This is a genomic window from Yersinia sp. 2542 StPb PI (genome assembly GCF_048593855.1).
Classification (GTDB): Bacteria; Pseudomonadota; Gammaproteobacteria; order Enterobacterales; family Enterobacteriaceae; genus Yersinia; species Yersinia enterocolitica_E.
In genome coordinates, this window is sequence record NZ_JAZGQA010000112.1 from 1 (window position 1) to 15,280 (window position 15,280).

Consider the following 15,280-nt stretch of genomic DNA (forward strand, 5'->3'; position numbering starts at 1 on the left):
ATAGTAAGGGTTTAGCTGCCGACGGTAAATTACCTGATAATAACCCAGGCATTATATATGGTAATTACAGTAATAATATAATTGACGATATAATCCAGAATACTATTGGTTTACTGGAGGAAAAAGAACTTCAGGCTGAAGGTAATGCAATGAGTTACCCGGCCAGTGAGAGCACACTCACGGGCAAGGAACGCACCGTTATGTGTTATTTAAAGTTAGGTATTAACCCAGTGACTATAGCCCAGATAATGAAGCTCAGCATCAAAACGGTTAATGCACATAAGAACTCAATAATGAAAAAGATAAACATGGAAAAAAGAATACAATCGTATCGTTTTCATATTAATGAGGCGTGTTTGGCGTAATCTAGATGGTGTCAAAATCAAGAGAGTTTTTTTGTCGATAATTTGGGACTTATCCCTACGATGGTACTGCTCTCTTTTAACCTTCGTTCTGAATCCACCCGGACCGTACAGCATTATGCTGACGAGATAAATTGATGGGTATCGGAGTAGGGAGGGGCGGATTTTTTTGGCAAATGCCAGGTTTGGCGGTATTAAAAATGATCGCCCAATGATGATTTTCATAGGATTAGTCTTGCTGAGGCGAGCTGATTAAGTGATCAATATCAATTTATTGACCTATGTAATTGATTTTATAAATTTATCACCTAACTATACACTTAACGTAGCTGACGCTGGAGAGCGTCAACTCCGTACAACCGAGACCAGGCTGTTCTCGGATATCATTTTTTACTTGTATTACCAACCGCGTTGATAATCGTATTTTTCGCTGTACAGCAGTTTCTCATCAGTATAAATCTGCCACATACCTCTATTTTCTGGTACTGCATGTATCATTCAATGAAATTTTATATCGATAAGTCATTTTTACGTTATTAACAGTTAACTGATTCATTGTGATAACCGTTAGGTTCCTCTCTATCCCTCTTTGTTGTGAAATACTCTAGCGCCAGATCACATTCTTAAAAAAATAAAATGTAGGACCATTCCTACAATACATTTCGTGCACTCTTAGTTTAAATTTCATGATGATTTTTAACGTGCTAAGGCACAAGGATTTTTTCTCGCCTAACAAGAAACTTCTTATTCTTCAATGTGATGTTGCATTTTTTCTGAAATGCAAGTAGTTACATTTTGTAACATTTAACCCATTGGTGTTACCTGGCTAATGTTTTTACACTGCCGCCACTGGGTATTTAATCGATATACTTATGTGTGTGAAAAATACCTGTCAGATACTGTGTTATGCCATCCTGCGAATGCGAAGGTTATCTACGAACAATTATTTTCCTTAATTTCATTGCCACGGTTTATTGGTGAGCGATGGCTATTGTTCCAGGTGATGCCGATTATTTTTACGCATCTTTTCAGGGGTGGATTTCCTAAATTCCCGTCCTCTAACAAGGAAAGTCAATGGCCTCGTCAAGCTTCCAAAATGAGATACCCAAAGCGCGTATTAATATTAAATTAGACCTCCACACCGGCGGTGCCCAGAAGAAAGTCGAACTACCTTTAAAACTTCTGGTGATGGGCGATTACAGCAACGGTCAGGAACAGCGTCCGCTGTCCGAACGTGAAAAACTCAATATCAACAAAAATAATTTCAACAGCGTGTTGGCCGAGTTCCAACCGAGCCTGAAATTAACGGTGCCTGATACTTTGGCAGGGGATAATACCGATACCGCCGTATCCCTGACCTTCAATGACATGAAGGATTTCGAGCCGGAAAGTGTCGCCCGTCAAATCCCACAACTGCGTGCCTTGCTGGCAATGCGCAATCTGCTGCGTGATCTCAAGTCCAATTTGCTGGACAACGCCACCTTCCGCCGTGAGCTGGAAAACATCCTCAAAGACGAAGCATTGAGCGATGAGCTGCGTGCTGAACTGGCGGCATTGGCCCCCAAAGACTGTTAATCGCCGGATTGGCTGCTTGTAGAAAGAAGAAAAGGAACATGCTGATGTCTGTACAGGAAAACAGTGCGCAGGGTACTGCGACGACCGTATTAGAGAAAAACCGTCCCGTAGCCCAGGGGGTTTATGCCTCTTTATTTGAAAAAATCAACCTGAGCCCGGTCTCCTCATTGACGGGTCTGGATGCTTTCCAGAACAACGATACCATGGCAGATGCCACCACTGATGAGCGTGTCACTGCCGCCGTCAGTGTCTTTTTGGACCTGCTGAAGCAGTCGTCGAAAAAAGTGGAAAAGCTGGATAAAACCCTGCTGGATGGCCACATTGCGGCGCTGGATGATCAAATCAGTCGCCAGTTGGATGCGGTGATGCATCACCCTGATTTCCAACGGGTGGAGTCGACCTGGCGTGGCGTGAAATCCCTTATCGATCAAACCGATTTCCGTCAAAACGTGCGTATCGAACTGCTGGATATCAGTAAAGATCATCTGGTGCAGGATTTTGAAGACGCCCCTGAAATCGTGCAAAGCGGCCTCTACACCCAGACTTACATTCAGGAATACGACACTCCCGGTGGCGAGCCGATTGCCGCTGCTATCTCCAACTACGAGTTTGACCGTAGCCCGCAAGATATCGCGTTATTGCGCAATATCTCCAAGGTCGCCGCGGCAGCCCATATGCCGTTTATTGGCTCAGTGGGTCCAGAGTTCTTTGGTAAAGAGAACATGGAAGAAGTGGCAGCTATCAAAGATATCGGTAACTACTTTGACCGTGCCGAATACATCAAGTGGAAAGCCTTCCGCGACTCAGATGATTCCCGCTATATCGGCCTGACCATGCCGCGGGTGCTGGGGCGCTTGCCTTACGGTCCGGACACGGTGCCGGTACGCAGCTTTAACTACGTAGAGCAGGTGAAAGGGCCGGACCATGACCGTTATCTGTGGACCAACGCCTCGTTTGCCTTTGCCGCCAATATGGTGAAAAGCTTCATCAAAAACGGCTGGTGTGTGCAGATCCGTGGCCCGCAGGCCGGAGGCGCGGTGACCAACCTGCCTATTCACCTGTACGATTTGGGTACCGGTAATCAGGTCAAAATCCCGTCAGAAGTGATGATCCCGGAAACGCGCGAATTTGAGTTTGCCAATCTGGGCTTTATTCCGCTGTCGTACTACAAAAACCGTGATTACTCGTGCTTCTTCTCGGCCAACTCTGCCCAGAAGCCTGCGCTGTATGACACCGCTGATGCCACTGCCAACAGCCGTATTAATGCGCGCTTGCCATACATCTTCTTGCTGTCACGCATTGCCCATTACCTGAAGCTTATTCAGCGCGAGAACATCGGCACCACCAAAGACCGCCGTCTGTTGGAGCTGGAGCTGAATAACTGGATCCGTGGGTTGGTGACGGAAATGACTGATCCGGGTGATGACTTGCAGGCTTCCCATCCGCTGCGTGATGCCAAAGTCACGGTGGAAGATATCGAAGACAACCCCGGTTTCTTCCGCGTGAAGCTGTATGCCGTGCCGCACTTCCAGGTTGAAGGTATGGACGTGAATCTGTCATTGGTTTCCCAGATGCCGAAGGCGAAAACCTGATTGCCCTTTGTCCTTGAAGTTGCAGCGTGTTGGCTGCTTTCTCTCCCCCAGTCATTGACGTTAGTCAACGCCTGGGGGATTGGTTCAGTTGCCGTCTAGCTGCAACACCAATGACGTTGGGCATGATTGTACGCAAGGAAGTACCCATGAAGATTTATCGTCCGTTATGGAACGACGGGGCCTTTTTGGCCCCACAACAATTCCAGCAACAGGCCCGCTGGGACGCCTATGTAGCAGACAGCGTGGCACATATGACATTGGCATCCCCATGGGGGGTCATTGATGCGGCATTTGACCGTGGGTCGTTGGCGCTTTCCCGCCTGAATGCGCTGCGACTGGTGGTTCGCTTCCCTGATGGCACGCTGATTGATTCTGAACGGGCGGATAACCTGCCTCCCGCCTGTGATTTGTCTGCGGTATCAGACCGTGATGTGGTCGATGTGGTACTGGCATTACCGTTGCTGTCGGCCAATGGTGGCAATCTGGATGATGGTCAGGACAGCGCGCGCCCTCGCCGCTGGCAGCAGGAATGGGTCACGGTACAGGAGCTTGCCGGTCATGAGCGCACTGAACTGGCGATAATGCGCCACGGGGTCACGCTGCGTTTTGCTCATCAGGAAAACAGTGCTTATCTGACCTGTCCGGTGGTGCGCTTGATGCGCAATGCCCAGGGGCAGTGGATGCAGGATGAGAGTTTTATCCCCCCGATGTTGTCGCTGGCGGCCAGTCAGGTGGTGCTGACTGAACTGGGGGATTTAGTCCACCGTCTACAGGCGCGTCGGCGTCGCCTGATGGCCATGCGCCGTGAAAGTAACGAACGGATGGCCGATTTTGCGGTGGCCGATGTGTCGTTGTTCTGGTTGCTGAATGCGTTAAACAGTGCCGAGCCGGTACTGATGGAGTTGTATCAGACGCCTTCCCGCCATCCCGAACTGTTCTATCGCGAACTGGTCCGCCTCGCCGGTAGCCTGCTGACATTTTCCCTTGAGCATAAAGCCGAAGACATTCCGCTGTATCAGCATGACGCGCCAGAGCAGGTTTTCCCGCCGCTGTTCACCTTGCTTGATGCCCTGCTCGAAGCCAGCCTGCCGTCCCGTATGGTGGCGATTGAACTGGCTCACGAGGGCCAATTCTGGACCGGTTCATTGCATGATGCCCGCCTGCGCGAAGGGGCTGATTTCTATCTCTCTGTTCGTTCTTCGATCCCCAACCATCTGTTGCAAACCCAGTTCCCGCTGTTGTGTAAGGCTGGCAGTGTTGAGGATGTGTCAGACGTGGTCAACGTGGCGCTGAACGGTGTGGCGATGAAACCGCTGTCTCATGTTCCGGCTGCTATCCCGCTGCGTCTGGAAAATCAGTACTTTGCCCTTGACCTCAAGGGGGCAGCCGCGCAGGCCATGCTGGATGCGGGGAACTGTGCTTTCTACACCCCGGGTTCGCTGGGTGATGTCAAACTCGAACTGTTTGCGGTGCTACGCTCATGAGCAAAATAAATACGTCGGTGGTTGATGCGGTCTTTTATCCCTGCTGGCTGATGGTCAGTCAGTTGCGTAACGGTCAGGAAGTTGAGGACGGAGAAGCTTTGTATCGCCGTGCCTGTGAGTGGATTGACAACGCGCGCGCGACATTGTCGCGTGCCGGTTTCAGCGAAATCAGCTGCGACCATATGCTGTACACCCAGTGTGCGTTACTGGATGAAAGCGTCCTGAACCGTCAGAAACAGGACAGTGGCTATACCAAATGGCTGAAAGATCCGCTGCAGGCCCGCTACTTTAATACTTTGAATGCGGGTGAAGAATTGTGGGAGCGGATCCGCGCGGTGTTGCAGGAGCCGGCACCGGATACGGCGGTGCTGACCTGTTTTTACCGTGCGCTAACCTTGGGATTTGCCGGTCGTTACCGCGAACAGGGTGACGAGCGCAGAGAAGATGTGGTGCGTAAGCTGAGTTTGCTGGTGCCACCGTTTGCCTCTTCACAGGAAACACCGGTGGTCTCGCGCTCATTGCGTCTGCGCTCTGGACGCAAAACCTACTGGTTCTCCTGGGGAGCGGGGGTCGTCATACTGGTTGCTCTGTGGTTCACATTGTCCACCCGACTGACGCACATGGTGTCTCAATTGACAGGGATGCACTAGCGGATGCGCGGATTAACACAGTTACTCCTGCTGCTGCTGGGGGCCTGCCTGGCACTGTGGCTTATCCTGGGTTTCTGGCCGCTGGGCACAGGCAGCCGTGTGGTACTGAGCATGCTGGTTGTCATCCTCTGTGGTGCAGTAGGCTATTTTCAGTGGCGCAAACACAACCGCAATAAAGTGGCTCACCAATCCATTGCCGATTCAACGCTGCCGCCTGAAGATTTTCAGGGTGCGGTGGTACTGGTTTGTGGTGACAGCGATGCCCTGTTTTCCCCCTCGGCATCTTTTTGTGAAACGCGTCAAGGTTGGTATCTGGCCGTGCAACTGCCAGAACAACTGCCGATACTCGCGCAACATCTGGCGGCGGAACGTCCGGCGCTGATTGCCCAGATCTCGGTGTTACTGGCCATCGTGCCGGAGCAACATCAGAGCCGGGATGATTTTTCACAATCCCTGCGTGCCTGGCAACGGGCCATCGTGCAGTGCAAAGGATGGCTTGCGGGGATCCCGCCGGTCTGGCTGAGTACCTGGCTTTCACCGCCGGTATCCTCATCAGCGCAGGCAGAACGCTGGTACACGGTCACGCCGGGGCTAAAAGGCATTCAGGTTCAGGAGGTGGGGGCAGGCGTCATACCGCTGGTTGAATGGAGCCAGCCTCAAGAGTCCTGCAACGGTGAGGGAAGGTTGAGCGCTGTATTCTGGATGGAAAGTCTTCTGTCCTGGCTTGATGAACATGTCCTGAGCATCCTGACACAGCGGCAAGGAGATGTCCCTGCACTTACCCTGTGCGCATGGGGCTGTTGTTTTACACCGGTCGCGGGGCGTCAGAACAATTTGTGGCAGACACACATCAATGGAGTCACTACGCTGATGCCGGTGGCGACCCCTGAGCAAGAGTGCCTGCCGTTGCCAGAAGTGCTGCTACCTTATCTGCCTCGCCGCCGCGGCGTCTCCCGCCTGATGCAGGTTTGGCAGATGGCTGGCGTGCTGTGCGGGGTATTTTTACTGTTTGCCCTGCTGGCCTCTTTCATCAATAACCAGCGCCTGGTCCAGAGCGTTGATGATCATCTGTCGCAGTATAACCGGCTCACTGGCACGCCTCCAGCCCCTAAAACTCTGGCCCAACAGCAACTACGGGCGGATGCACATCTGCTGGATGACTGGTTACGTCGCGGTGCACCCATGCGTTTGTCTCTGGGATTGTATCAGGGGCTGCGACTGCGGGCTCCGCTTTACATTGCTATCAATAGCTGGGCGTCTCCTCCACCGCCACCACCGGTGATTAATCAAATTATTCAGGGGCCCAAAACCCTCCGTCTGGATAGCCTGTCACTGTTTGACGTGGGGCAATCAATGCTCAAGTCTGGCTCCACCAAAGTGCTTATCAATGCGCTGGTCGGGATTAAAGCCAAACCGGGTTGGCTGATCGTGGTGGCGGGTCACACCGATATCACGGGTGATGATAAGTCCAACCAGACTCTGTCGCTTAAGCGGGCGGAATCGGTACGCAACTGGATGCGCGATACCGGGGATATTCCGGAAAGCTGCTTTGCCGTACAGGGTTATGGTCAGAGTCGTCCTCTGAAATCTAACGATACGGAAGCGGGCCGTGCGCTCAACCGCCGTGTCGAAATCAGTCTGGTACCGCAGGCCGATGCCTGTCGCCTGCCAGGCGTAAAAACAGCGTCACAGGATGAAAGTGACGTATCAACCCAAGAAATGGAGAAGTAACCCATGGCAATTCCAGTATATCTGTGGCTGAAAGATGATGGCGGTGCGGACATTAAAGGTTCCGTAGATGTTAAAGATCGCGAAGGCAGCATTGAGATCGTGGCACAGGAACATAACCTGTATATCCCGACAGACAACAACACGGGCAAGCTGACCGGCACCCGTATCCATACCCCGTTCCTGTTCACCAAGGAAATCGATTCTTCCAGCCCGTACCTGTACAAAGCGGTAACCACCGGCCAGACCCTGAAATCCGCTGAGTTCAAATGGTATCGCATTAACGATGCGGGTCAGGAAGTGGAGTATTTCAATACCAAGCTTGAGAACGTGAAACTGGTGAAAGTGGCACCGAAGATGCACGACATCAAGGATCCGGCCAAAGAGAAACACAATCACCTCGAAGCCATTGAGCTGCGTTACGAAAAAATCACCTGGACTTACAAAGACGGCAACATCATTCATTCCGATTCCTGGAACGAACGTACTACCGCGTAATTACCGTCATTCTTCGCGTCGCAGGTGCGTTGGCTACGTTCGCTCACCCTGGTCACATAGTTATCTATGCTCCCAGGGATTCGTTCACTTGCCGCCTGCCTGCAACACGAATTATTTAGGGTAACCCGCAGCAGCAGGCGGTTCGCCGTCTGCTTTTTGTGTTTTTAGCTCAGTATCGGGGCATCGGTATTCAGCCAAACGCACACACATTTTATCAGATGACCTTATGGGCCTTGGTTGACGGCTATGGGCGGTAGCGTGCCCGACGCCAGCTTCATCTGGCTATTTTACTTGCCATTTTTGCACTTGGGCAGTGCTCGGCGCTGTCCGTGTGCAAATTGACGGCGACAATAACGCCAGTTGAAACCGGCTAACGTATTAGGTTTCGCATACAAGGAAGAGAATTTATGACAACGCATTCAGCACACTTATTACGTCGGTTAAATCCCTATTGCGCGCAGGCACTGGCCGGCGCTGCAACCCTGTGCCAGACCCGTGCCCATGCCGAGATAACCGTTGAACATTGGTTGTTGAAACTGCTGGAACAGGGTGAAGGCGATATCACGGTGATTGCCCGGCGTTATGAGTGGGACATGGACAGCCTGTGGCAGGGGTTGCTGGCCCATCTGGATACGTTGCCGCGCACGGTGCAGGGCAAACCCCAGTTGTCTGCCGCGTTACAGCAACTGATCAAAAGTGTCTGGCTGGATGCGTCGCTACAGGAAGATGCCGATGCGGTGCGCTCGGTTCATCTGTTATCTGCTCTGATAAATTCGCCATCATTACTGGCCGCCGATGCCGCCTGGCCGTTGCTCAGCTTAAGCACTACCCAGTTACACCGCCTGCTACCGCTGCTGGACAGCCAATCCGATGAACGCCCTGAGGTGCAGCAGGCGGCGGCGCTGGCAGACAGCCCGGTCAATCTGACCGATGAGGCCCCGACCACTACCTCTGCCAGCGGTCTGCCTCAGTTGAATGACGCCCTGCAAGCGGCGCTGGATAAATTTACGTTGGACGTCACCGCCAAAGCGAAAACCGGGCAGATTGACCCGATTTTTGGTCGCGACAGCGAGATCCGCCAGATGGTCGACATCCTGTCGCGCCGCCGTAAAAACAACCCGATTCTGGTCGGTGAACCGGGTGTGGGTAAAACCGCCTTGGTTGAAGGGCTGGCACTGCGTATTGCCGAGGGCAACGTACCGGACAGCTTAAAAACCGTTAGCCTGCGCACCCTGGACTTGGGCCTGTTGCAAGCCGGGGCTGGGGTCAAAGGTGAGTTCGAACAGCGGCTGAAAAATGTTATCGAGGCGGTACAACAATCACCGACGCCGGTGCTGCTGTTTATCGACGAAGCCCATACCATCATCGGTGCCGGTAATCAGGCCGGTGGCGCAGATGCGGCCAACCTGCTGAAACCGGCACTGGCGCGTGGCGAGTTGCGCACCATCGCTGCCACCACCTGGTCGGAGTACAAGCAGTATTTTGAGCGTGATGCCGCACTGGAGCGCCGCTTCCAGATGGTGAAAGTTGACGAGCCGGACGACGCCAAAGCCAGCCTGATGCTGCGCGGCTTAAAGGGCCGCTACGCCCAGCACCACGGGGTGCATATTCTGGATTCTGCTATCACTGCGGCGGTGACTCTGTCGCGGCGCTTCCTGACCGGCCGCCAACTGCCGGACAAAGCGGTGGATCTGCTCGATACCGCCGGTGCCCGCGTGCGCATGAGCATCGACACGCTACCGGTCGCGCTGATGGAAATTAACGCCGAACTGGCTGCATTGGCGATGGAGCAACAGGCCATCGAACAGGACTTGCTCCTGCTGCCAAGTATCGGTTCAACGCGCTTATCTGAGATAGAGCAACGCCGCGCAGAACTGGTGGTTGGGCAGCAAACGCTTGAACAGCAATATGCAGCAGAGCAACGTCTCACCACCCTGATTATCGACGCGCGTCAGGATATCGCCAACGCGGCACATCTGGCCAGGTTGCAGGAAGAGTTAAGTCAGATTCAGGGTAATGCGCCGCTGCTGTCGCTGGATGTTGATGTGCGCACGGTGGCAACGGTTATCGCTGACTGGACCGGCGTGCCGTTGAGCAGCCTGCTGAAAGACGAGCAGACCGATTTATTGCAATTGGAAAACCACCTCGCGACCCGGGTGGTCGGTCAGGATACGGCGCTGGTTGAGATGGCACAACGCCTGCGCGCCGCCAAAACCGGCCTGACGTCCGAAAATGGCCCGCTGGGAGTATTCCTGCTGGTTGGCCCCAGTGGGGTGGGCAAAACCGAAACTGCGCTGGCACTGGCCGACACACTGTTCGGTGGTGAGAAATCGCTGATCACCATCAACATGTCCGAATATCAGGAAGCGCACACCGTTTCCCAGTTGAAAGGTTCGCCACCGGGTTATGTCGGTTACGGTCAGGGTGGCATTCTGACCGAGGCGGTGCGCAAGCGCCCGTACAGCGTGGTGCTGCTTGACGAAGTTGAGAAAGCGCACGCCGATGTCATTAACCTGTTCTATCAGGTATTTGACCGTGGCTTTATGCGCGACGGTGAAGGGCGCGAAATTGATTTTCGTAACACCGTGATCCTAATGACGGCCAATTTAGGCAGTGATCATCTGATGCAGTTACTGGATGAACAACCGGAAGCGACCCATAGCGATCTGCACGAACTGCTGCGCCCGATCCTGCGCGACCACTTCCAGCCCGCGCTATTAGCCCGCTTCCAGACCCTGATCTACCGGCCACTGGACGCCGCCGCGTTGCGTACCATCGTCGAGATGAAACTGGCACAGGTCGCTAAACGCCTGAACAAACATTACGGCCTGCACTGCACGATAGAGGAAAGCCTGTACGACCAGCTGGTTGCCGCCTGCCTGCTGCCGGACACCGGTGCGCGCAACATCGACAGCCTGCTGAATCAGCAGATTTTACCGGTATTGAGCCAACAACTGCTGAGCCGTATGAGCGAGCAACAGCGCACCACCTCGCTGACCTTGGGCTGGGATGAAGCCGAAGGGATCACCTTGGGGTTTGGTGACTAAGGGTTCAACGTTGTCTAACCAAGAAAATATTAACCCCTAAAAGATAGGGGACGTAGCCAGCGCTGCTCGTTTATTGCCCAGGAGAATTATACCTATGGATACGGTTGAAGAACTTAACGGTACTTATTTTTTTAATGGATTAAATAATCTGACGGCTTATGAGTTGCTGTTTTGGATATTGGTGGATGAAACTGAAAATCAACTGGGCATCAAAGATATCATTGGCGTGGCTTTTGTGATCCTCGGTAATAATAGTGTCGACGTACCTGGAAAACCCAATACAGCAACGAAAGGTACGTCGCATGCGTCACTTTTTTTCCGCAAGCATCTCAGCTACAAATTCAAAAAACGCGTCTTACCAACATTGACAAAAAAATCCTTTTCGTTAAGCGGCGTCAAGGTGTTTTGGGTTAATAATCTGGGGGCATTTGCAGGAAGAGCAGTTCCCGTTTTAGGATGGATTATACTGGCGACTGATGTGGCCACGATCAGTTTCAAAACCGTAAGCAGGTATAACACCATCGCGCGACCGGAGGATAAAATCTGGTGAACATGACAATCGAAGACAGCGTCAGAAAATTTGTCAAAAGCGAGCTACCGCTGGTGACCAGCCTGTTCATGAAAAAAATTGATATTGACGATGATACCCCCTTACAGAATCTGCATGAAGCAGATGATGTCGCTGAGATGACAGAAAAATTTTTCTCACATTTTAATGTTCAGCCCGCCGGATTTTCTCTCAGTAACTATTACCCCTGGAAGGTTAAATCCGTATTTTCACGAAAAGCCCTTAATCAAAACAAAATACCATTAACGGTTGGGATGTTTATTGAATCAGCCAAAGCTGGACATTGGCTCTATAACTGAACCGGAAATAACCTCCCCCTTCAAATAAACCTGTCGGCTGTTAACTGGCTATGCGGTGTGCAAACCCATGGAATACAGGTTGTTACCACGGAGTAAAACCCATGAGTATTATTGATACGCTTCAAAATACGCTGTCAGCTATCACCAAAACCACCCTGAATCGTTACCGCCTTGATATTCCTTCCTGCTCCTCTCCTCTGGATGTGGAGGATTTTGTGGGGACGGAAGCGATGAGTGAATTGTATTGCTACACAGTTCATTTCACCAGTACTGACAAAGACATTGATGCCAGTCAGTTGCTGCGTAAACCAGCTAGTTTGACAATGGGGGCTGGTTTGTTGCAGAGCCTCTCGGAGCAAAAGGTGGTGCATGGGGTAGTGACGAGTTTTGAGCGGGTCAGTGGCTCAAAAGACCAGGCCGTGTACCAGATAACGCTATCACCATTTCTGGCACTGCTGCGTAATCAATTCCGCACCCACCGTTTCTTTGTCAACAAATCGGTACCGGAAGTGGTGGAGCAGATACTTCAGGAGCATGGCTTTAAGGACTGGGAATATGAGTTTGTCCTGAAACAGACCTATCCGAAACGTGAACAAATAAACCAGTACCAGGAAAGCGACCTGGAATTTATTGAGCGGTTGCTCTCAGAGATGGGGATATTTTACTTCTTCAGCTTGCAGTCGGACACCCAGACTGAAGTGGTGCACTTCGCTGATAAGCAGAGTGCCTATAAGTTTGGTAAAGACCTGCCGTTGAACAGCCCGTCAGGCATGAGTGACAGTGGTGCAGAGTCGGTTTGGGGCGTGAGTGTGCAGCACAATGTGGTGCAGGCTAACGTGACCACCAAAGATTATAACCACCGTGAAGCACAGAAAATACTTCAGTCTGGCAGAACCGATATGACACGCGGCGAGAGTGAAGGGGTGACCTACGGTGACGTGTATCACTACAAACCTCGCCATCTGGATACCGGCGATAAAATCGACCCCACTGCTGAAACCGCCAATTTCCTGGCACGCCTCGACCATGAGCGCTTTTTATCAGCACAGACAACGATTGTTGGCTTGGGTAATGATGCTACCCTCAGCCCAGGGCAGGTACTGACGATAACCGAAACTGTCATTGTTCCGACGCTTCCCACCGTTATGGACAACGGCATCGTCATCACCGGCACCTTTTTTAGTGCCAGCCGCAAGGATGCATTAGTGGTGAACTGGATGGCGGTACCCTACAGTGAAACTCTGTGCTGGCGCCCGGCATTGCTGCCCCGTCCAAAAGTCAGCGGCACCATGATGGCGCGGGTGACCAGCGCGAAGGCCAACGATATCTATGCCTGGCAGGATACCTCCGGTTTGTATCGGGTGAAATTTGATGCAGACCAGGACGATAAAGCACAAGGTCAGGAGAGTATGCCGGTGCGACTCGCCAAACCTTACGGTGGTGATGTGTATGGCATTCACTTCCCGCTGATACAGGGCACCGAAGTGGCCATCGCGTTTCACGACGGTGACCCAGACCGCCCGTATATCGCCCATGCCCTGCATGACTCTCGTCATACCGACCATGTAACCGAAAAAAATAACACCCGCAACGTGATCCGTACCCCTGCTTTCAACAAGCTACGCATGGAAGACAAACGCGGCGAAGAGCACATCAAGCTCAGCACCGAGTACGGCGGCAAGACCCAATTGAACCTCGGGCACAATGTAGATGCCCAGCGCAATCTACGGGGCGAAGGTGCCGAGCTGCGTACCGATGATTGGGTAGCGGTACGTGGGGGCAAAGGGGTGTTTATCAGTGCGGATAAACAGCCGTCTGCTGGGGGGGAGATGCTGGATATGAGTGAGGCGATAAGCCAACTGGAGGCGGCGTTGTCGCTGGCGAGAAGCCTGTCGCAAGCAGTGCAAACCGCGCAAGCACATGAAGGAGATATTGCCAGCCAACAGCAGTTGAATAAATCGCTGAACGAACTGAGCGCGGCAGGGATGTTACTACATGCCCCGGAAGGTATGGGGATAGTGAGTCCAAAAGCAGTACGGATAGCCTCGGGTGGTGAAAGTGTCGGTGTGATGTCAGGGCACAACACAGATATCAGCGCGGGCAAGTCGTTCACTGTGGCGGCGAGTGACGCGGTGAGTCTATTTGCGCAAGGACAGGGCATGAAACTGTTTACGGGCAAGGGCAAGATAGAAGTACAGGCGCAGAGTGATGCCATCTTAGCGACGGCGCAGAAAGATATCGAAATCCGTAGTGCTGAAGGGAAAGTAGAAATATCGGCGAACAGTGAGTTAGTGCTGACTTGTGGTGGAGCATATATCAAACTCAGCGGTGGGAATATTGAACTGGGTTGTCCGGGTAATATCTTGTTGAAGTCGGCCAATGTACAGAAGATGGGCGCGGCAAGTCTGAATGTAGCACCTAAAGTATTTCCTCGTGGTTTTGGGGGCAGTTATGCCCTTACAGATGAAAAAACCGGGGAAGCTTTACCTTTTACCCGCTATCAGATAACAACTAGCGCAGGGGATGTTTACTCAGGAACGACTGATATTGAAGGAAAAACAGCCAAAATCTTTACCACCACGCCAATGCCATTGACCATCGATTCTCCAGATGAATCACTGGATGAGCAATTAAGAGCGATTGATGAGTCAACGGGAGAGCCACTGGTGGAATATGCTTACTATGCAAAATCGCAAGATGGACAGGTTTACTCGGGATTTACCGATGCTCAAGGATTGACTGAACGGATGGTGACTCAGGGCCAATCGGAAATAACCGTACTTTGGGGCGATGAAGCTCTTGCTCGGATAGAGANGGATGCATAAATGAATCAGAAAACAGTCGTAAAACCCAATAATAAAACGGGTTCTGTCCAGGATGTCAAAATTAAATCTGTCTACTTTGATGAGCTATGGTCGGCTTACCCTTCAAGTACGATCAAACATATTGATCCCAAGTCGAAAGACGATATATTTTCAGATCACTGTGCAATAAATGTCAGTCAAGCTTTGTATCAGTGTGGCATATTGATGAAAAGTTTTAAAGGAGCCCGATGTTGGAATTGCCCCACACCGGACAGTACAGGAAAAGGAATTCATGCTATCCGTGCGCAGGAACTGAGTGATTATCTTAAAAGCCAGAAAATACTTCCTTTCGCAGGAGGCAAAAAACCACTGGAATTGACGGGAAAAACCTATGAAGATGCTGTGTCTGATAAAACAGGCCTCATCTTTTTCCAAGATTATTGGTTACGCTCTGGTGAGAAATCCCCTACCGGTGACCATATCGATTTATGGAAAAACAATAAATTAGCCAGCCTGGGATGGTTATCTACTTGGGCAAGAAGAACCTTTCCTCAGGCATCTGAAAGTTACCTGTCAATGTCCGACCTAAGGAAATCAACCAAAGTCTTGTTCTGGGAGATTCTATGAAAAGAAAGTTTTTTCTTCTATCTATTTATATTTTACTTTCTTTAAC

12 protein-coding genes are annotated in these 15,280 nt (G+C 51.6%); all 12 read left to right on the forward strand.

The window, feature by feature from the left end:
• Positions 1–365 (forward strand): helix-turn-helix domain-containing protein (locus V1952_RS14025; protein ID WP_420074947.1); only part of this gene is annotated, 365 nt, incomplete at its 5' end.
• A 1,071-nt stretch (positions 366–1,436) separates the two neighbouring features.
• Positions 1,437–1,937: a type VI secretion system contractile sheath small subunit gene (tssB, locus tag V1952_RS14030; protein WP_083162567.1), complete on the forward strand. Its 501-nt coding sequence runs from the start codon at positions 1,437–1,439 to the stop codon at positions 1,935–1,937.
• A 38-nt stretch (positions 1,938–1,975) separates the two neighbouring features.
• Entirely contained in the window at positions 1,976–3,529 is a 1,554-nt protein-coding gene (gene tssC / locus V1952_RS14035) for a type VI secretion system contractile sheath large subunit (RefSeq protein WP_420074948.1), read from the forward strand.
• Positions 3,530–3,675: 146 nt separating this feature from the next.
• Positions 3,676–5,013: a type VI secretion system baseplate subunit TssK gene (gene tssK, locus V1952_RS14040; RefSeq protein WP_050115944.1), complete on the forward strand. Its 1,338-nt coding sequence runs from the start codon at positions 3,676–3,678 to the stop codon at positions 5,011–5,013.
• Complete coding sequence (gene tssL / locus V1952_RS14045) at positions 5,010–5,663, forward strand: type VI secretion system protein TssL, short form (protein ID WP_004877018.1); 654 nt, start codon at positions 5,010–5,012, stop codon at positions 5,661–5,663. Before tssK ends, tssL begins: the two co-directional genes overlap by 4 nt.
• Positions 5,664–5,666: 3 nt before the next feature.
• Complete coding sequence (locus tag V1952_RS14050) at positions 5,667–7,394, forward strand: OmpA family protein (protein WP_309477800.1); 1,728 nt, start codon at positions 5,667–5,669, stop codon at positions 7,392–7,394.
• Between the two features lie 3 nt (positions 7,395–7,397).
• Entirely contained in the window at positions 7,398–7,889 is a 492-nt protein-coding gene (gene hcp, locus V1952_RS14055; RefSeq protein WP_004711812.1) for a type VI secretion system effector Hcp, read from the forward strand.
• A gap of 407 nt (positions 7,890–8,296) precedes the next feature.
• Positions 8,297–10,936 (forward strand): type VI secretion system ATPase TssH, encoded by a 2,640-nt coding sequence (gene tssH, locus V1952_RS14060; RefSeq protein ID WP_420074949.1) that lies wholly within the window; start codon positions 8,297–8,299, stop codon positions 10,934–10,936.
• 94 nt (positions 10,937–11,030) lie between these two features.
• A complete protein-coding gene (locus V1952_RS14065) occupies positions 11,031–11,486 on the forward strand; it encodes an STM2901 family protein (protein ID WP_038630837.1) in 456 nt (151 codons plus the stop codon).
• A gap of 2 nt (positions 11,487–11,488) precedes the next feature.
• The gene (locus V1952_RS14070; protein WP_004877026.1) at positions 11,489–11,803 is read left to right on the forward strand and encodes a DUF1493 family protein; all 315 of its coding nucleotides are present in this window, start codon (positions 11,489–11,491) and stop codon (positions 11,801–11,803) included.
• 101 nt (positions 11,804–11,904) lie between these two features.
• Positions 11,905–14,628, forward strand: a complete 2,724-nt coding sequence (locus tag V1952_RS14075; protein ID WP_420074950.1) for a type VI secretion system Vgr family protein — start codon at positions 11,905–11,907, stop codon at positions 14,626–14,628.
• A complete protein-coding gene (locus V1952_RS14080; RefSeq protein ID WP_053012729.1) occupies positions 14,629–15,234 on the forward strand; it encodes a T6SS effector amidase Tae4 family protein in 606 nt (201 codons plus the stop codon). It abuts the gene before it with no gap.
• Positions 15,235–15,280 lie beyond the last annotated feature (46 nt).